This window comes from Brevundimonas sp. (assembly GCF_035627475.1).
Lineage (GTDB): Bacteria > Pseudomonadota > Alphaproteobacteria > Caulobacterales > Caulobacteraceae > Brevundimonas.
In genome coordinates, this window is record NZ_DASPLR010000034.1 from 24,374 (window position 1) to 40,990 (window position 16,617).

Annotated in this window: 21 protein-coding genes; 16 read left to right on the top strand and 5 right to left on the bottom strand. The window is 70.0% G+C overall.

The annotated features are described in order from the left end of the window. Window positions 1-25 precede the first annotated feature (25 nt). Window positions 26-490, top strand: a complete 465-nt coding sequence (locus VEA62_RS09300) for a hypothetical protein (RefSeq protein ID WP_324820842.1) — start codon at window positions 26-28, stop codon at window positions 488-490. An 11-nt stretch (window positions 491-501) separates the two neighbouring features. Continuing rightward, window positions 502-714 carry a hypothetical protein gene (locus VEA62_RS09305; RefSeq protein WP_324820844.1) on the top strand — a complete coding sequence of 71 codons (213 nt, stop codon included), beginning with the start codon at window positions 502-504 and terminating at the stop codon, window positions 712-714. A 479-nt stretch (window positions 715-1,193) separates the two neighbouring features. On the opposite strand, the gene cysS is transcribed toward VEA62_RS09305, so the two are convergent. After that, window positions 1,194-2,603, bottom strand: coding sequence for a cysteine--tRNA ligase (gene cysS / locus VEA62_RS09310; protein ID WP_324820846.1), 1,410 nt, complete (start codon window positions 2,601-2,603; stop codon window positions 1,194-1,196). A 115-nt stretch (window positions 2,604-2,718) separates the two neighbouring features. Here cysS and folE point away from each other — a divergent pair, with 115 nt between their 5' ends. Next, a complete protein-coding gene (folE, locus tag VEA62_RS09315; protein ID WP_324820849.1) occupies window positions 2,719-3,339 on the top strand; it encodes a GTP cyclohydrolase I FolE in 621 nt (206 codons plus the stop codon). A gap of 162 nt (window positions 3,340-3,501) precedes the next feature. Further along, window positions 3,502-3,945 carry a biopolymer transporter ExbD gene (locus VEA62_RS09320; RefSeq protein ID WP_324820851.1) on the top strand — a complete coding sequence of 148 codons (444 nt, stop codon included), beginning with the start codon at window positions 3,502-3,504 and terminating at the stop codon, window positions 3,943-3,945. 253 nt (window positions 3,946-4,198) lie between these two features. Here VEA62_RS09320 and VEA62_RS09325 read toward each other — a convergent pair whose 3' ends face one another. From VEA62_RS09325 to VEA62_RS09340, 4 genes are all read right to left on the bottom strand, one after another. Then, window positions 4,199-5,089 (bottom strand): hypothetical protein, encoded by an 891-nt coding sequence (locus VEA62_RS09325; RefSeq protein ID WP_324820854.1) that lies wholly within the window; start codon window positions 5,087-5,089, stop codon window positions 4,199-4,201. A gap of 65 nt (window positions 5,090-5,154) precedes the next feature. Continuing rightward, window positions 5,155-5,709 (bottom strand): DUF6468 domain-containing protein, encoded by a 555-nt coding sequence (locus VEA62_RS09330; RefSeq protein WP_324820856.1) that lies wholly within the window; start codon window positions 5,707-5,709, stop codon window positions 5,155-5,157. After that, a complete protein-coding gene (gene fliM, locus VEA62_RS09335; protein ID WP_324820858.1) occupies window positions 5,709-6,770 on the bottom strand; it encodes a flagellar motor switch protein FliM in 1,062 nt (353 codons plus the stop codon). The genes VEA62_RS09330 and fliM overlap by 1 nt, the downstream gene beginning before the upstream one ends. Window position 6,771: 1 nt before the next feature. After that, entirely contained in the window at window positions 6,772-7,419 is a 648-nt protein-coding gene (locus VEA62_RS09340; RefSeq protein ID WP_414641872.1) for a flagellar basal body-associated FliL family protein, read from the bottom strand. A gap of 175 nt (window positions 7,420-7,594) precedes the next feature. Here VEA62_RS09340 and flgF point away from each other — a divergent pair, with 175 nt between their 5' ends. The 12 genes from flgF to VEA62_RS09400 all read left to right on the top strand — a co-directional run. Further along, window positions 7,595-8,332, top strand: a complete 738-nt coding sequence (gene flgF / locus VEA62_RS09345) for a flagellar basal-body rod protein FlgF (RefSeq protein WP_324820863.1) — start codon at window positions 7,595-7,597, stop codon at window positions 8,330-8,332. A 12-nt stretch (window positions 8,333-8,344) separates the two neighbouring features. Continuing rightward, window positions 8,345-9,133, top strand: coding sequence for a flagellar basal-body rod protein FlgG (gene flgG / locus VEA62_RS09350; protein ID WP_324820866.1), 789 nt, complete (start codon window positions 8,345-8,347; stop codon window positions 9,131-9,133). After that, window positions 9,130-9,741 carry a flagella basal body P-ring formation protein FlgA gene (locus tag VEA62_RS09355; RefSeq protein ID WP_324820868.1) on the top strand — a complete coding sequence of 204 codons (612 nt, stop codon included), beginning with the start codon at window positions 9,130-9,132 and terminating at the stop codon, window positions 9,739-9,741. The genes flgG and VEA62_RS09355 overlap by 4 nt, the downstream gene beginning before the upstream one ends. Window positions 9,742-9,743: 2 nt before the next feature. After that, window positions 9,744-10,490 carry a flagellar basal body L-ring protein FlgH gene (gene flgH / locus VEA62_RS09360; protein ID WP_324820871.1) on the top strand — a complete coding sequence of 249 codons (747 nt, stop codon included), beginning with the start codon at window positions 9,744-9,746 and terminating at the stop codon, window positions 10,488-10,490. 280 nt (window positions 10,491-10,770) lie between these two features. Beyond that, a complete protein-coding gene (locus VEA62_RS09365) occupies window positions 10,771-11,241 on the top strand; it encodes a hypothetical protein (protein ID WP_324820873.1) in 471 nt (156 codons plus the stop codon). Window positions 11,242-11,277: 36 nt separating this feature from the next. Then, window positions 11,278-11,706 (top strand): hypothetical protein, encoded by a 429-nt coding sequence (locus VEA62_RS09370; protein ID WP_324820875.1) that lies wholly within the window; start codon window positions 11,278-11,280, stop codon window positions 11,704-11,706. A 17-nt stretch (window positions 11,707-11,723) separates the two neighbouring features. After that, complete coding sequence (locus VEA62_RS09375; RefSeq protein WP_324820878.1) at window positions 11,724-12,236, top strand: hypothetical protein; 513 nt, start codon at window positions 11,724-11,726, stop codon at window positions 12,234-12,236. A 71-nt stretch (window positions 12,237-12,307) separates the two neighbouring features. Then, window positions 12,308-14,110, top strand: coding sequence for a DUF885 domain-containing protein (locus tag VEA62_RS09380; protein WP_324820880.1), 1,803 nt, complete (start codon window positions 12,308-12,310; stop codon window positions 14,108-14,110). A gap of 225 nt (window positions 14,111-14,335) precedes the next feature. Continuing rightward, the gene (locus VEA62_RS09385) at window positions 14,336-14,590 is read left to right on the top strand and encodes a hypothetical protein (RefSeq protein WP_324820881.1); all 255 of its coding nucleotides are present in this window, start codon (window positions 14,336-14,338) and stop codon (window positions 14,588-14,590) included. Window positions 14,591-14,687: 97 nt separating this feature from the next. Further along, window positions 14,688-15,113, top strand: coding sequence for a YciI family protein (locus VEA62_RS09390; RefSeq protein WP_324820882.1), 426 nt, complete (start codon window positions 14,688-14,690; stop codon window positions 15,111-15,113). Window positions 15,114-15,123: 10 nt separating this feature from the next. Then, on the top strand, window positions 15,124-15,495 hold the full coding sequence (locus VEA62_RS09395; protein ID WP_324820885.1) for a YciI family protein: 372 nt from the start codon (window positions 15,124-15,126) through the stop codon (window positions 15,493-15,495). Window positions 15,496-15,537: 42 nt separating this feature from the next. Continuing rightward, window positions 15,538-16,617: RNA polymerase sigma factor (locus tag VEA62_RS09400; protein ID WP_324820887.1), on the top strand; the 1,080-nt coding region annotated here is incomplete at its 3' end.

Here is a 16,617-nt window from a genome sequence, read left to right on the forward strand (position 1 = left end):
TCTCCCGAAGCCAGGGAGATGTCAGATGCCGGTGCTGGACGACTATTCGGACGACCAGGAACAGTCGGAAGTGTTCGACGAGGACAATTTCGACGAGGCCGACGCCGGCGCGCCAACCAACGAGTTCAAGACGTTCGAGGATCTGCCCGAGGTTCTGGACGTGACCTCGGCCGACGGCGACGGCGACGAGGAGGATCTCGACGACACCGATATCGAAGCTGACGTCGACGAGGGCCTTTCCGCGTCCGGCGTCGAGCCCGAGGCGGACGAACTGTACGGCGTGGACGGCGCCCGGCTGACCGAGATCGATGCCGGCGGCGGCGACCTGCAGACCCACGACGAGGTCGAGCTGGTCTACACCGGCCTGATGCGTGAGGTGCGCGGCGCCCAGGCCAGCGCGGCCCATTGGGAGGCCAAACGCCTGTCCGACGACGACATCGCGGACCTCGGCTACGGCCCCGACGGCGACGAAGACCATCCCAAGGATTGAGGAGTCAGATCATGACCACCGACCACGACGGCCGCACCGACCATCAGCAGGCCCGACCCGACGACATCGCGGCGGCGCGGCGGACCGACCCGAGGACCGGCAAGCCGGACCAGCTCTGCGAGGAAGACCGCCACGCCGAGAACCGCCAGGAAGCCCTCGTCGACGAAGGGGTGGAGGAGACCTTCCCCGCCAGCGATCCCGTCAGCGTAAAGCGGATCACCTGAGGTCCCGTGTTTTTACCCGGGTAAAACCAAAAAGGCAGTGAGCAGAGTCTGCAGAGTCTGCATCGGGCGGGCTTCGGCGACTCCCGAAAAACGGGGGGGCGGAGTCGGCAGAGTCTATATCGGCGCGCCTCGGGCGGTGCGGCGGGGATGCGATTGTCAAAGACCGGCGGCGAACGAACCCATCCATTATGCGCCCGCCGTCCGCCCAGGCGGGAAGATGGGGTCGAGAAAAGGCGATGTGTCTGGAAAGGCAGGGGGTTTTCTGCACTATCCGACTATAATTCCGCGGATTGCCAGCAGAGCGTCACAGAATTCCTTCTCCCCTCAAGGGAGAAGGTGGGCCGGAGGCCCGGATGAGGGAGCTGCGTCCGCGTGCCCGCTCCGGAATGTTCGCGGCTGATCAGATGGATAGGTGTGTCACCCCTCATCCGCCCCCTCCGGGGGCACCTTCTCCCTCAAGGGGAGAAGGAAACCAAACCCTACCCCTTCACCCGCCACGTCGCGCCCTGGGGGCTGTCCATGACGACGACGTTCAGGGCGTTGAGGCGGTCGCGGATGCGGTCGGCCTCGGGCCAGTCCCTGGCGGCGCGGGCGGCGGCGCGCTGTTCCAGCAGCGATTCGACCTCGGTGCGGAGGTCAGCGGACACGTCGCCTTCCAGCCAGGCGGCCGGGTCGGCCTGGAGCACGCCGAGAATCGCCGCCGCCGCGATCAGTTCGCCCTTGGCGCGGGCGACAACACCGTGGTCGCCGGCCGTCATGGCGCGCTCGATCTCGCTCGACAGGGCGAACAGGCTCGCCATGGCCCCCGGGGTGTTGATGTCGTCCTCGATGGCCTTGAGGAACTCCGCCGGCGGCTCGTCGGTCGAGGGCTCCACAGCGGCCGCCCGGTGCAGGGCCCCGTAAAGCCGGTCCAGCGCCTTGCGGCTCTGGTCGAGCAGCGACTGGTTCCAGTCGAGCGGCTGGCGATAGTGGGCCGATAGCAGGGCCCAGCGGACCACCTCGCCGGGGATGTTCTGGACCAGGTCGTGCAGCAGCAGGACGTTGCCGACCGACTTGGACATCTTTTCCGCGTCGACGGTCAGGAAGCCGTTGTGCATCCAGTAGCGGCTGTATTCGGCGTGGGCCGCCGGCTCATGAGCGTGGCCGTGGGCGCAGACCCCCTGGGCGATCTCGTTCTCATGGTGCGGGAAGACCAGGTCGATGCCGCCGCCGTGGATGTCGATCGGCAGGCCCAGGGTCTCCTCGATCATGGCCGAACATTCGATGTGCCAGCCGGGACGGCCCTCGCCCCATGGCGACGGCCACGACGGCTCGCCCGGCTTCGAGGGTTTCCACAGCACGAAATCGTGGGGGTTCTTCTTGTAGGGGGCGACCTCGACGCGGGCGCCGGCGATCATGTCGTCGAGGTTGCGGCCCGACAGGCGGCCATAGGTCTCGTAGGACGAGACGTCGAACAGCACATGGCCCTCGGCGGCGTAGGCGCAGCCCTGTTTCATGATGGCGCCGATCTGGGCGACGATGGCGTCCATGTGATCGGTGACGTGGGGGGCGATGTCGGGCGGGGAGACGTTCAGCCGGCCCATGTCCTCGAGATAGGCGGCCTCGTAACGCGAGGTGACCTCGCCGATCGGCGTGCCTTCCTTCGCCGCCTTCGCATTGATCTTGTCGTCCACGTCGGTGACGTTGCGGGCGTAGACAACCTTGTCCGCGCCGTAGGTCCGGCGCAGCAGCCGCACCAGCACGTCGAACACCACCGGCGGCCGGGCGTTGCCGATATGGGCGTAGTCGTAGACCGTCGGGCCGCAGACATAGAGGGTCACGCGCTCCGGGTCGCGCGGCGTGAACACGCGCTTCTCGCGGTGCAGGGTGTCGTGGATCGTCAGCGGCATGGGGAGACTTTGCGGGAGAGTTTTCTTGCGGGACGGACGGGCGGTCCCATATACGCCGCCAAGCTGATAAACAGTCACCCGCGACTTACAACGCCGCGCGTACGAGAATTCCCCGATGAGCGTCACCCCCGTCAAGCCCGTCCTGATCGGCGAGAACGACCAGGCCAAGCGCCGGCCATCGCGCGAGGAGGCCCTGAAGGCCGTCCGCACGCTGCTGGCGTGGGCCGGCGACGATCCGGACCGTCCGGGGCTGATCGACACGCCCAAGCGGGTGGTGGACGCCTATGGCGAGTGGTTCGACGGCTATGACGCCGACGTCGAGAAGGAGCTGAGCCGCACCTTCGAGGACGTGCAGGGCTATGACGACATGGTGCTGCTGCGCGACATCGAGGTGGAGAGCCACTGCGAGCACCACATGGCCCCGTTCCTCGGCAAGGCCTACGTCGCCTACATTCCGAACGAGAAGGTGGTCGGGATCTCCAAGCTGGCGCGGGTGGTGGAGATCTTCTCGCGCCGGCTGCAGACCCAGGAAACCCTGACCCAGCTGATCGCCGAGGCCATCGAATCACACCTGCAGCCGGCCGGGGTGGCGATCCTGATCGACGCCGAGCACCAGTGCATGACGACCCGCGGCGTGCATCACCGCCACGTTTCGACCATCACCACCCGGTTCACTGGCGCCTTCAAGACCGACAGCGCGCTGAAGGACCGGTTCCTGAAGCTCGCAAAAGGCTGAAAGCGCTCGCCTCACAAGGGTAAAGTGAAGGTGGAAACCGCAAGGGAACCATCTTCGGCCCGAACCCGCTTTACAAGCCGGGCCGGGAACGCCAAGAGACGATCCGACCTTTAAGCGTCGCTCGCCGCGTCTCGCGCCGGGCCTGATGGAGAACCGAAGCGGATGGCCGCCAAACTTTCCGGACCCGGTGGTGGCAAGGGCCACACCATTGAACAGAACGCCGACATCAACGTCACGCCGTTCGTCGACATCATGCTGGTGCTGCTGATCATCTTCATGGTCGCCGCGCCGATGGCCACCGTGTCGATCCGCCTCGACCTGCCGCCGGCCGTGCCGCCGCCGCCGGACGCGCCGCAGAAGGACCCGGTCTACATCACCGTCCAGGAGACCGGCTCGATCTTCATCGCCGACAAGCAGACCACGCTGGAAGGCCTGTCGGCCGACGTCTGCGCCGCCCTCGGCGGCGGCGACCCGGCCTGCAAGGAAGAGCGCGTGTTCATCCGCGCCGACCCGGAAGTGACCTACAACCAGTTCATGGAAGTCATGAACGAGCTGCAGGCCAAGGGCTTCTTCAAGGTCGGCCTGCTCAACGAAGACATCGAATAGGGTTCACGCCCGTTCAAGAGATCAGGGGCCGCTTCCGAAAGGAGGCGGCCCTTTTGTTTGGCGAGCCGGCAGCCCTCTCCCGGCGGGAGAGGGATTGAGCCTCCAAGAGCGTAGCGATTGGTCAGGCGAAAGGGTGAGGGGCTACGGCTGGCGGAAGTCAGGCAAGAGCCGACCCTCACCCTTTCGCGCAGCCAATCGCCCTTGCGGGCTCCTGGGCGCTCAAGCCCTCTCCCAATGGGAGAGGGACGGCTGCCTACTGCACCGACTGGCGCGGGCGGTCCGGAGTCGCCGGGGGCGTGGCGGCGGGCTGGTAGGGGCGCTCGCCGGCCGGTTCGGCCTGGGCTTGCGCCGGAGCGGGCGCGGGCGTGCGGGCCGCGGGGCGCGCCGCGGGACGGCGGGCCGGAGGCCGGGCCGCCGGACGCGGCGCCGGGGGCGTCGCGGTCGTGGGCGCAGGAGCGGCCGCCTCCGCGGTCTGGACCGGCGCGGGCGCGGCGGCGGCCGGTCCCTCGGCGGCGGCGGCGGCGCGGGCGGCAAGCTGGCGCTGGGCGGCGAAGCGGCCGGCCAGCTTCTCGGTCAGCTCGCGGGCGGCGGCGGGCTCCATCTGGGCCATGACGGCGGCCAGCGAGCGCGGACGCATGGCGGCGGCCACCGGCAGGCGCACGTCGTCGTCGAGGGTGGCGAAGACGCGGGCGGCCTCGCGGGGACGCATGGCGGAATAGACGGCGACCAGACGGTCGACCTCGGCCTTCTCGCGCTCGCCGACCTGACCCAGCAGGGCCTGGACCTCGGCCTTGACGGCGGCGAGGGCGGCGACCCTGGCGTCCAGCTTCTGCTCGGCGGCGGTCATCAGCGGCAGCATCGAGGCGAGGTCGGCGTCGCGGGCGTCCAGCTCGGTGCGGCGCGCCGACAGGGACTGGATGATGCGCAGTTCGGCCGGGGAGATGCCCGCCTGCTGGGCCAGCTGTTCGGGCGTCAGGGCGCAGACGGCGGCGGCGGGCGTGGCCGGGGCGGCGGCGGGGACGGCCTCCTCGGCCCAGGCCCTGGCGCCCTCGAATAGGCCGGGGGCGACGCCGACGGCGCGGACGGCGACCACCCCGCCGATGGCGACGGCGATCAGCGGCAGCAGGCGGGGGATCTTGCTCATGATCGGCTACTCCAGCCCTCAAGTCGGCGAGCGCCGTGCGCTCGCCACAGGGCGAAAAGGATGGTTCAGGCGGCGAACAGGTCTTCGTCCAGACTGCGGCGGGCGCGGTTGAGGCTTTGCTTCGCGGATTGGTTAGCGGTCATGGCGCCGAGGATGGCGGTGACGTTGGAGGCGCCGGGCGCCCGCGCCTTCGACGGGGCGGCGAGTCCCTGGATGCGCTCGGCGAGGGCGGCCATGCGGGCGGCGCGTTCCTCGTCCTGCGGAGCCGCCGGAGCGGGGGCCGGTGCGACGGCGCGGGCCGGCGCCGCCTCCCGGACCGGCTCGGCGACGGGAGCGGGGGCGGCGACGGAGCCGCGGGCGATCAGGGTCTCCAGCTGGGCCTTGACCTCGCGCGCCTTGACGATCCGGTCGTGCAGCAGGTCGGTCTCCTGGCCGGAGGCGCGCAGCGAGGCCAGGGCGGCCTCGGCCCGGCCGGCGGCGGCGTTGAGGTCGGTGACGGCCGAGGCGAAGGCCTGCTGGCCCTCGCGCAGGGCGGTCAGCTTGCGCTCCAGCCGCACCCCGTAGCCGAGCGCCGCGACCAGCAGCAGCATCAGCACCCCATCGAGGATCATTCCGGTCATCAGCGTCTTCCCTTGGCGAGGCCCGAGGCGGTTTCGACATCGATCGGCGCCTCGACGCGGACCGCGATATGCTGGCCCTTGCGGCCCATGCGGCCGGTGGTCAGCGGGATCGAGCCGGCCCGGACCGAAATCTCCGAATCCGGCGTGGCGTTGAGCATCAGGGTGTCGCCGACCTTGAGGTTGAGCACCTGCGAAAGCGGCAGCTGCTGCTCGTCGAGGACGGCGCGGACCTCGGTGCCGGTGGTCCAGAGCTCGGTGGCGAGGTGGCCTTCCCAGATGTTGTCGCGGCCGAATTTCTCGCCCATGAACTGCTGCAGCAGCATCTTCCGGATGGGCTCGAGGGTGGCGTAGGGCAGCAGCAGCTCGATGCGCCCTCCCCGGTCCTCCATGTCGATGCGCAGCTTGACCAGGATGGCGGCGTTGGCCGGGCGGGCGATGGCGGCGAAGCGCGGATTGGTCTCGAGCCGGTCGAGGTTGAAGTGGACCGGGGTCAGGGGCTCGAAGGCGGCGCGGGCGTCGGCCAGCACGACCTCGACCATGCGCTGGACCAGCACCCGTTCGATGGTGGTGTAGGGCCGGCCCTCGATGCGCAGCGCCGCCGTGCCCCGACGTCCGCCCAGCAGGACGTCGACGATCGAATAGATCAGGTTGGAGTCGACGGTCAGCAGCCCGTAGTTGTCCAGCTCCTCGGCCCGGAAGACGGCGAGGATGGCCGGCAGGGGGATGGAGTTCAGATAGTCGCCGAAGCGGATCGACGAGATGTTGTCGAGGCTGACCTCGACGTTGTCCGAGGTGAAGTTGCGCAGCGAGGTCGTCATCAGCCGCACGAGACGGTCGAAGACGATCTCGAGCATCGGCAGGCGCTCGTAGGAGACCAGGGCCGAGTTGATGATGGCGCGGATGCCGGAGCGTTCCGAGCCGTCGTCGTCGCCGAGGTCGAAGCCCAGCAGGCTGTCGATCTCGTCCTGGTTCAGCACGCGCTCGGACAGGGCCGGCGGCTCCGCCAGCGGATCCAGTTCGGCCAGCGGGTCCGGGCTGTCGGCGAAGGCCGCGTCGGTCATGCTAGTTCACCAGCATTTCTTCGATCAGCACGGCGTCGACCTTGCCGGGGGCGGCGATCAGGTTGACCCGGCGCAGTATCTCCGCGCGCAGCTGGAAGCTTCCGGCCGAACCGGCGAGATCCTCGGGGCGCAGTTCGCGCAGGAAGCTCTGGAACATGTCCTGCATCCGCGGCATCTCGGCCTGCAGGTGCTCGGCCAGAGCGGCGTCGTGCATCTCCAGCGTCAGCTTCAGCTTCAGGAAGGTGGGCCGGCCGTCCGGCGCCTGGATGTTCACCACCATGTCCGGGAGGGTGTAGAAGGTGACGCCGTCGGGACCCTCGCTGATCACGCCCAGGGCCGGATTGGCCTCTCCGCCGGCGGCCCCGTGGCCCCCGCCCTTCTTCTCGGCCTTGCCGTGATCGCCGCCCTTCTTCGCGGCGCCGTGGCCGCCACCCTCGGCCGCCTCGGCCTTGGGCTGCATCAGGAAGAAGGCCGCGCCGCCGCCTCCGCCCAGCACGACCAGGGCCGCGGGGATGACGATGAACAGCAGGGGCAGTTTCTTCTTCTTCGGCGCGGCGGGTTCGCCATCGACGGTCTCGCCATCGGTGACCGCCGGCAGGGCGGCGTCTTCGCCCGCCGCCGCACCCTTCTTCTTGCCGAATTTGAACATGCCACGCGCCCCGAGAATCTCCCGATCCATTCGAGACGTTTTTGGTTAACGAGGCGCTAAGAACCGGCAAATCCTGCCGGGCGCCAAGGCAGGCTTTGCGGCTGAAAGCCCCGTCCCTGCTGGATTAACCCTGCTGGCACGACCGTTGCGAGGGACCGGGCGAAAGGAGCCGCCCGTGGAAAACGCCGCCTATGTCGGACTGTCACGCCAGATGACGCTGCGCCGCGAGCTCGACATCGTGGCCAACAACATCGCCAATGCGGACACCACCGGCTTCAAGGTCGAACAGCTGCTGCTCGGCGAGGAGGTCGGCGAGCGGGCCCGCAACGCCTTCGTACGGCCCGGCGTCAGCTTCGTGATGGACAACGGAGTCGGCCGCGATTTCGGCCAGGGCGCGCTGGAACAGACCAGCCGCGCCCTCGACTTCGCCATCGAGGGCGAAGGCGCCTTCTTCGCCCTGAAGGACGGGGCGGGCGACGCCTACACCCGCGACGGGGCCTTCACCCTCGACCCCGAGGGCCGGCTGACCACCCAGGGCGGCGCGGCGGTCCAGGGCGACGGCGGCGACATCATCCTCGATCCCGCGCTCGGGCAGGTCGCCGTCGCCGCCGACGGCACGATCAGCCAGAACGGCCAGCCGGTCGGGCGCCTCAGCGTGGTCCGCTTCGACACGCTCGCGGTGCTGGAGAAGGGCGGCGACGGCCTCTACCGCAACGCCTCCAACGCCGCGCCGGTCGCGGCCAACGACGTGCAGGTGCGCCAGTCCATGCTGGAAGGCTCCAACGTCAATCCGATCCTCGAGATCACCAATCTGATCGAGATCCAGCGCGCCTACGAGAGCGTGACCCGGATGATCGAGAACACCAACGACCTGTCCCGCCGCGCCGTCGAGCGCCTCGGGCGGGCCGCGTAAGGAGAACGGGACATGAGAGCGCTCAGAACCGCCGCCTCGGGCATGGCCGCCCAGCAGCTGAACGTGGAGGTCATCTCCAACAACATCGCCAACATGAACACGGTCGGCTTCAAGCGTCAGCGGGCCGAGTTCCAGGATCTGCTGTACCAGAACGTCGAGCGGATGGGCGCGCAGTCGTCCAGCCAGGGCACGGTCATTCCCACCGGCATCCAGATCGGCGCGGGCGTGAAGGCCGGATCGGTGTATCGCGTGACCGAACAGGGCACTCCGACCCAGACCGGCAACCGCTACGACGTCGCCATCGACGGGCGCGGCTATTTCCAGATCCTGATGCCCTCGGGCGAGACGGCCTACACGCGGGCGGGCAATTTCTCGGTCAATGGCGAGGGCCAGCTGGTCACCGACGACGGCTATGCGGTGCAGCCGAACATCTCCATCCCGCAGGACGCCATCGACGTCTCGATTTCCAAGTCGGGCCAGGTCCAGGTCATCACCCAGGGCGAGACCGAGCCGCAGATCGTCGGCCAGATCGAGCTGGCCAGCTTCTTCAACGAGGCCGGCCTGGAGGCCATCGGGGACAACCTGCTGCTGGAAACCGCCGCCTCCGGCCCGGCCAACGTCGGGACGCCGGCGGAAGTCGGCTTCGGCGAGCTGCTGCAGGGCTACACCGAGGCCTCCAACGTCGACGCCGTGGCCGAGATCAGCGCCCTGATCATCGCCCAGCGGGCCTATGAGATGAACTCCAAGGTCATCACCACCGCCGATCAGATGCTGTCGGTCGCCGGGCAGGTGAAGTCGTGAGGGCCTTGATCGCCGCGGCCGCGGCGCTGCTGATCGCCGGGCCCGCCCTCGCCGGGCCGGTCACGCTGAAGGCCAATCCCGTCGACGTGGACGGCCAGGTCACGCTCGGCGACCTGTTCGACGGGGCCGGATCGGCCTCCGGCGTCGTGATCGGCGCCCGGTCGGGCCCTTCCGTCGTGTTCGAGGCCGGGCAGCTGCAGGCCATGGCGCGCCAGTCGGGGCTGGAGTGGGCAAATCCGACCGGGCTGCGCCGGGTCGTCGTGCGCCACGCCGCGGTCGCCCCGATCCCGGCCGCCGTGGCGGCGGCGGGGGACGAGACAGCGGCCCCGGCTCCGGTCCGCGCCGCGCCGGTACGCACCGCCTACGCCGACCGGATCATCAGCCGCAACGACATCGTCGAGGTGGCGTACGCAGCCGGCGGCGTGCGCCTGACCATCACCGGCCGCGCCGAGGGCAACGCCGCAGAGGGCCAGCGGCTCGCCATCCGCAATCTCCAATCCGGCCGCACCATCGACGCCGTCGCCACGGCCCCCGGTCAGGCCGTCGCCGGCCCGGCCGCCCAGACCCTTCGCACCCAACAGTTCGCCGCCCGCCAGGGAAACCAGTAACCATGCGCACCGCTCTGATCGTCTCCGCCGCCGCCCTCGCCTCCAGCCTGGCGCTCGGCGCCTGCTCCACCGCCATCGAGGCCGTGCGCGGGCCCGAACTGGCCCCGATCGGCTATCCGGCCGCCCTGGTCCCGACCAGCCAGGTCTATCTGCCGTCTCCGGAGCAGCAGCAGGCCGACCGCGCCGCCAGCGCCAACAGCCTGTGGCGCACCGGCGCCCGCACCTTCTTCGGCGACCAGCGCGCCCGCCGCGCCGGCGACATCCTGACCGTCAGCATCGACATCGACGACCGGGCCCAGACCCAGAACTCGACGCAGCGCAGCCGCACCAACGAGATCTCGGGCGGCATCACCAACTTCTTCGGCCTCGAGAACAGCCTCGGCCGCGCCTTCCCCGGCGGCTTCGACCCGCAGAACCTGGTCGGGCTGGAGGGGGAGTCCAACGCCAACGGCTCCGGCTCCGTGAACCGTTCGGAGAAGGTCAGCCTGACCATCGCCGCCGTGGTCACCGACGTGATGGCGAACGGCAATCTGGTCATCCAGGGCCGGCAGGAAGTGCGCACCAACCGCGAGGTCCGCGAACTGACCGTCGCCGGCATCGTGCGGCCCGAGGACATCAGCTCGGCCAACACCATTGCCCACACCCAGATCGCCGAGGCGCGCATCAGCTACGGCGGCCGCGGCGACATCAGCCGCGTCCAGGCCACGCCGGCGGCCCAGTCGCTGGTCGAGCGCTTCAGCCCGTTCTGATCGCAGGCGATATCTTGCCATCCCGGAAGCGCCGCAGGCGCTATCCGGGACGTGGGCCGCTCAATGCTATCCTCCCGGACAGTCACTCCGCGCCTTCGGGAGGTCAGGGTTGGAGGCCGTGGGCCGTCCCGGCTCTCCGCTTCGCTTCGGCCGGGATGACAAGGCGACCCCGGTCGTGACCTTTTGGCCAACACGGCTTCGCGAGACGCTTTCCCGAAGCAGAGCCGTGAACCGTTAACGGAAACCCGCGTTTGCCCTGTCAGACGCGAGTACCGTTTCCATGTTCAAGTTCGCCATTCCCGCCGTCGCCGCGCTCGGCCTGATCGCCGTCGCCGCCCAGTCGCAGGCCGACAACGCCGCTGTCGAAGGCGGGGCGGCCCCGATGAGCTGGCACCTGAGCCACGAAGGCTCCATGGCAAAGCTGGCCTATGGCATGGCGAACTCCGACCAGCTGGCGCTGATGATGACCTGCGAGCCGGGCCAGTCCCAGGCGGTCGTCTATGGCGACGTCCAGCCCGCCAGCCCGCGCCTGATCAAGGCCTCCATGGCCGCCGCCGCGATTGATCCGCTCAGTGGCGGCCTGACCGAGGAGAGCCGAATCCCGCTGCGCGACCCCGCCCTGCAGAAGCTGGCCCGGCGCGGCACGCTGGAGGTCGAGGGCGAGGCCGGTCACTTCGAATTGACCGCGAGCGGCGACGAACGGCGCCTGGTCAGCGAGTTTTTCGCCTATTGCGGAACCAGAGCGGTCTGATCACATCCTGTGACGACCATCAGCGGGGGCTGAACCATGATCGCCAGTTTCGCCGGCCTCGCCTTACTGGCGATGCAGTCCACGCCGCCGGAAGCGGCCTGGACGTGGACGCTCTACGCCGACGAGGCCCGGGTGGCGCTGGCCAATGAGGTGCCCGACACGCCCAACCTGCGCTTCACCCTGGAATGCGATCCCGCGTCGGGCGTGGCGCGGGTGACCTTCTACGGCGGCGCCGGCGAATCGGGCATGGCCCGGGTGACCGCCGGCGAGGCCTCGGCGGTGACGGAATCGATCGCCGAGCGGGGCGCGATCAAGCTGGCGCTGCGCACCGACCATCCGGTTTTCGCCGCCTTCGCCGCCGACGGGCGGATGGCCGCCGCGGTCGGCGGTCAGCGCCGCGCCGTCGAGGTTCCGCGCCCGCACCTTGCCAAACTGCGCCGCTTCACCGAACTGTGCTCGGGCTGATCGCCCGGAGCCGACCCATGCGCCTTCCCGCCCTGCTTGTCCTGTCGGGCCTGGCCCTGGGGGCCGCCGCCTGCGCGGGGGTCGAGCCGCCGGCGACGGGGCCGCTTCCCTCCCCGGCGGCCGGCCCCGCCCCGTCGCCCGTCCCCGGCTATGACTGGTTCTATCACGCGGACGAGGAGAGCGCCCGGCTGGCCTATGGACTTGCCGAAAGCGACGACCTGAAGCTGGGACTGGAATGCCTGCGGGGGTCGGGGCGGCTGGCGCTGAACGCCATCGCCGAAAAGGGCGCCAAGCCCGAGATCCACGTCGAATCCGGCGGTGACACCGAGCGCTTCCCCGCCAGCGCCGAGCCCTCGCAAATCCATGACGGCGTCTTCCTCACCGCCGAGGCCTCCGCCGCCGAGCCGGTGTTCCAGCGCTTCCGCCGGGTCGGCTGGCTGGCCCAGTGGCGGAATGGCGAACGCGAGGCCTATGCGCCGCAACCGGAGTCCGCTCCCAGCATCGAGCGCTTCTTCGCCTTCTGCGGCTGAGCCCGGCTTGACGGGCGGCTTGACGGGCCGCCCTGGCTCCGGTGCAGTCCCGCGCCAGTCGGAGGGACGCCATGAAGACCATCATCGCCATCGGGGCCGCCGCCCTGCTCGCCGCCGCGGCAGCTCCCGCCCTGGCCGGGGCCCCGGCGCAGACCCCGCCGCCGGCGGTGAAGAACGCCGACCACCCTGCCCTCGCGGCCATACTCGCCGACTACGAGGCGTACCTGCGGGCCAACGACCCGATCTCGGCCGGGATGGAAGGGGACCGCGAGGCCCTGTCGCGCCTGCCCGACGTGTCGCGCGCCTTCGAACTGGCCCAGGAGCCGGTGCTGAAAGGCTTCGCCGACCGGCTGGCGGCGATCGATCCGGCCTCGCTGGGGGATGACGACCGGCTGAACCACGCCTTCCTGGGCTGGGTGCTGCAGCGCGCCCGCGCCCGCATCCCGCTGGATACCGACCGCATCGGCGCCTTCAACTCCGAGGGCGGCCCCGGCCAGTCGATGGCCTATGCGGCCAGCGTCACCCGCATCGCCACGCGCGACGACGCCGAGGCCTGGATCGCCCGGCTGGAGGCCATGCCGAAATTCTACACGGACCAGCTGGACAGCGCCCGGCGCGGGCTGGACAGCGGCCTCGTCCAGCCGCGATCAGTGGTCGAGAGCGCCCTGAGCCTGATGGAGCCGGAGGCGGCGCATACGCCCGAAACCGACCCGCTGCTGAAGCCGTTCGCCGACCTGCCGGACGCCATCCCCGCCGCCTCGCAGGCCGACCTGCGCGCCCGCGCCGCCGCAGCGGTGTCGGGCGGCGTGATGGCGGCCCGGCGCGAATGGGTCCGCTTCCTGCGCGACGACTATCTGCCCCGCGCGCCCGGCAGCCTCGGCCTGGTGCACCGCCCCGGCGGCCGCGAGCTCTACGTCTTCCTGACCCAGGGCTACACCACCACCGACCTGACCCCCGACCAGATCCACCAGATCGGCCGCGACGAGGTGGCCCGCATCCGCGCGCGCATGGCTGTGGAGATGCGGGCGGCCGGCTGGACCGGAGACTTCGCCGGCTTCCTCGCCTTCCTGCGCAGCGACCCGCAGTTCTATTCCACCACGCGCGAGGACCTGCTGGAGAAGGCGTCGGAGATGGCCAAGCGCGCCGACGACGGCTTGCCGGCCCTGTTCGGGACCCTGCCCCGCACCCCGTACGGGGTCCGCCCGGTGCCGGCCGAGATCGAGGCCAACTACACCACCGGCCGCTATTTCTCCGGCTCGATGGAGAACGGCGTGGCGGGCGGCTACATGGTCAACACCTCGCGGCTGGATCAGCGGCCACTTTACGAACTGCCGGCCCTGACCCTGCACGAGGCCGCGCCCGGCCACCACATCCAGATCGCCCTGCAGCAGGAGGCTGAGGAGGGGCCGTATTTCCGCAAGGACGTGAACGTCACCGCCTTCACCGAGGGCTGGGGGCTGTACGCGGAATTCCTCGGCGAGGAGATGGGCTTCTACCGCACGCCGTACGAGCGGTTCGGGCGGCTGAGCTACGAGATGTGGCGGGCCTGCCGGCTGGTCGCCGACACCGGCATCCACTGGCTGGGCTGGGACATCGAGCAGGCCCGCGCCTGTTTCCGCGACAACTCGGCCCTGGCGCCGCACAACATCGAGACCGAGCTGCAGCGCTACATCGGCTGGCCGGGCCAGGCCCTGGCCTACAAGATCGGCCAACTGAAGCTGCTGGAGCTGCGCCGCAAGGCCGAGGCGGCGCTGGGCGAGCGCTTCGACGTGCGCAGCTTCCACGATTTCGTCCTGCGCGGCGGCCCCCTGCCGATGGACCTGCTGGAACAGCGGGTCGACGGCTGGATCGCCGCCCAGCGTTCGGCGACCTGACGCGGTTAATTCCCCGGTGCGGCGCAAAAGCCTCACCGGGGAATTCCCCCGGGGCTTCAAGGCCCTAGCGGCCAAGCCGGGTCCACGTCAGGCGCGCGCCTGACGCCACGTCACATTGTGGTCACTAAGGGCGCCCATTGGCCCCGCCGCGCGCGCCCTCCTGACGCACAGCCGCGCACCGAGACCACCGCCGGGCGTCCCATCGCAGACCACAAGAACAACAACATGGCTGATACAACGGGCGGACCCCTCCGGCCGCACGAAACTCTGTCGCCCCGCACCTCCGTCGCCGACATCGACATGGAGGTGGCCCTGGCGCTGGGCCGCGCCTGCGCCCGCACGCTGCGCAATCTCTCGCCCGAGATCTCAGACCTCTTCACCAGCTTCCTGCAGCGCGAGATCGACCGGCTGAAGCTTTCCGGCCCCGGCGTCCCGGAAGTGGCCGCGGCCCAGCTGCGGCAGTTCCTGCGGGACAACTGAGGAAAAAAGATTCCGGCGGCGTGTCGATTCCCCGGCGCGCCGCTCGTCGCCTCCATGAACGGGCCGCAGCGGCCCTGGAACGAGAGAGGAGACGACGATGAAGTTCATGCTGATCGTGAAGGCGAACGCCGACACCGAGGCCGGCGTCATGCCCACCGAGCAGGAGCTGCTGGAGATGGGCCGCTTCAACGAGGAACTGGTCAACGCCGGCGTCATGCTGGCCGGCGAAGGCCTGCACCCGAGCTCCAACGGGGTCCGGATCGCCTACGACGGCGACAGGCGCACCGTCATCGACGGGCCCTTCAGCGAGACCAAGGAACTCATCGCCGGCTTCTGGATGATCCAGGCCAAGTCGCGCGAAGAGGCCATCGAGTGGATGAAGCGCGCGCCCTTCCGCGACGGCCAGGTCGAGATTCGCCAGGTCTTCGACGCCGCCGACTTCGGCGAGGCCTACACGCCGGAAGTCGCCGAACAGGAAGACCGGCTGCGCACGGCGATCGCCGGGCAGCACGGCGCGGCCTGAGGACGAGAACATGCGCTTCGCCCTCATCCGAAAAGCCGATCCGGACACCGAGGCCGGCAAGCTGGCCAGCCAGGACCTCTACGACGTCATGGTCGCCTACCAGACGAAGGAACGCCCCGACGTGCGCTTCGTCGACGGCTTCGGGCTGCGGCCCAGCAGCCAGGGCGTACGGCTGACGTTCTCGAACGGCAGCCCCGCCGTGGTGGACGGTCCCTTCGCCGAGACCAAGGAACTGGTGGCCGGCGTCTCGCTCATCGAGGCGACGTCGCTGGAGGCGGTCATCGCCGTCGCTCGCGACTGGCCCCGAGAGGACGGGGACGTGGAGCTGGAAATCCGCCCTCTCTGGGAGATGGACGACCTTATCGAGCCCGCCTCGGCCTGAGCGGGACTTGCGGGATCGCGGCGGAGGTGATGAACCTCCGCCGTGACCGCGAGCGATCCATCCCACGACACCCGCCGGGCCATCGAGGCGGTCTGGCGCATCGAGTCGGCCCGGCTCATCGCCGGTCTCGCGCGCATGACCCGCGACGTCGGCCAGGCCGAGGAACTGGCCCAGGACGCCCTGGTCACGGCCATGCAGACCTGGCCGCGCACTGGCATCCCCGACAAGCCTGGCGCCTGGCTCATGGCCACCGCCAAGCGTCGCGCCATCGACGGCTTCCGCCGCGACAGGCTGCTCGAGCGCAAGCACGCCGAGCTGGCGCACGACCTGGACACGGCGGAGACGCCGGACCTGGAGGCGGCGCTGGATGACGACATCGGCGACGACCTCCTGGGCCTCATCTTCACCGCCTGTCATCCGCTGCTGTCGGTGGAAGCGCGCACGGCGCTGACCCTGCGGCTGGTCGGCGGCCTGACCACCGACGAGATCGCCCGGGCCTTTCTCGTGCCGGAACCGACGGTCGCCCAGCGCATCACCCGCGCCAAGCGCACCCTGTCCGAGGCCGGCGTGCCGTTCGAGGTCCCCCGGGGCGCCGAGCGAGCCGAGCGCCTGTCCTCGGTGCTGGGCGTCATCTACCTCGTCTTCAACGAGGGCTATTCCGCCACGGCGGGCGAGGACCTCCTGCGCCCGGCCCTGTGCGAGGAGGCGCTGCGGCTGGGGCGGGTGCTGGCGGGACTGGCCGCCGACGAACCCGAGGTTCACGGGCTGGTGGCCCTCATGGAAATCCAGGGATCGCGGGCGCGTGCCCGCACCGGACCGGACGGGACGCCCGTCCTCCTGGCCGATCAGAACCGCGCCCTGTGGGATCCGCTGATGATCGGGCGCGGGCTGAAGGCGCTGGAGCGCGCCGAAGCGTTGGGCGGCGCACGCGGCCCCTACGCGCTCCAGGCCGCCATCGCCGCCTGCCATGCCCGGGCGCGGCGTGCGGAGGACACCGACTGGGCGGGGATCGCGGCGCTCTACGGCGAACTGATGCGGGTCTCACCCTCGCCGATCGTGGAGCTCAACCGGGCGGTGGCGGTCAGCATGGCGGACGGGCCGCAGGCGGGGCTCGCCGTGCTC

Excerpts from the sequence above, each read along its gene's own strand:
- VEA62_RS09370 (WP_324820875.1), top strand. The coding sequence starts at position 11,278 with ATGATCGCCAGTTTCGCCGGCCTCGCCTTACTGGCGATGCAGTCCACG.
- fliM (WP_324820858.1), bottom strand. The coding sequence starts at position 6,770 with ATGACCGACGCGGCCTTCGCCGACAGCCCGGACCCGCTGGCCGAACTG.
- VEA62_RS09305 (WP_324820844.1), top strand. The coding sequence starts at position 502 with ATGACCACCGACCACGACGGCCGCACCGACCATCAGCAGGCCCGACCC.
- VEA62_RS09390 (WP_324820882.1), top strand. The coding sequence starts at position 14,688 with ATGAAGTTCATGCTGATCGTGAAGGCGAACGCCGACACCGAGGCCGGC.
- VEA62_RS09340 (WP_414641872.1), bottom strand. The coding sequence starts at position 7,419 with ATGTTCAAATTCGGCAAGAAGAAGGGTGCGGCGGCGGGCGAAGACGCC.
- VEA62_RS09365 (WP_324820873.1), top strand. The coding sequence starts at position 10,771 with ATGTTCAAGTTCGCCATTCCCGCCGTCGCCGCGCTCGGCCTGATCGCC.
- VEA62_RS09330 (WP_324820856.1), bottom strand. The coding sequence starts at position 5,709 with ATGACCGGAATGATCCTCGATGGGGTGCTGATGCTGCTGCTGGTCGCG.
- flgG (WP_324820866.1), top strand. The coding sequence starts at position 8,345 with ATGAGAGCGCTCAGAACCGCCGCCTCGGGCATGGCCGCCCAGCAGCTG.
- VEA62_RS09380 (WP_324820880.1), top strand. The coding sequence starts at position 12,308 with ATGAAGACCATCATCGCCATCGGGGCCGCCGCCCTGCTCGCCGCCGCG.
- VEA62_RS09375 (WP_324820878.1), top strand. The coding sequence starts at position 11,724 with ATGCGCCTTCCCGCCCTGCTTGTCCTGTCGGGCCTGGCCCTGGGGGCC.
- VEA62_RS09395 (WP_324820885.1), top strand. The coding sequence starts at position 15,124 with ATGCGCTTCGCCCTCATCCGAAAAGCCGATCCGGACACCGAGGCCGGC.
- cysS (WP_324820846.1), bottom strand. The coding sequence starts at position 2,603 with ATGCCGCTGACGATCCACGACACCCTGCACCGCGAGAAGCGCGTGTTC.
- folE (WP_324820849.1), top strand. The coding sequence starts at position 2,719 with ATGAGCGTCACCCCCGTCAAGCCCGTCCTGATCGGCGAGAACGACCAG.
- VEA62_RS09320 (WP_324820851.1), top strand. The coding sequence starts at position 3,502 with ATGGCCGCCAAACTTTCCGGACCCGGTGGTGGCAAGGGCCACACCATT.
- VEA62_RS09385 (WP_324820881.1), top strand. The coding sequence starts at position 14,336 with ATGGCTGATACAACGGGCGGACCCCTCCGGCCGCACGAAACTCTGTCG.
- VEA62_RS09300 (WP_324820842.1), top strand. The coding sequence starts at position 26 with ATGCCGGTGCTGGACGACTATTCGGACGACCAGGAACAGTCGGAAGTG.
- flgH (WP_324820871.1), top strand. The coding sequence starts at position 9,744 with ATGCGCACCGCTCTGATCGTCTCCGCCGCCGCCCTCGCCTCCAGCCTG.
- VEA62_RS09325 (WP_324820854.1), bottom strand. The coding sequence starts at position 5,089 with ATGAGCAAGATCCCCCGCCTGCTGCCGCTGATCGCCGTCGCCATCGGC.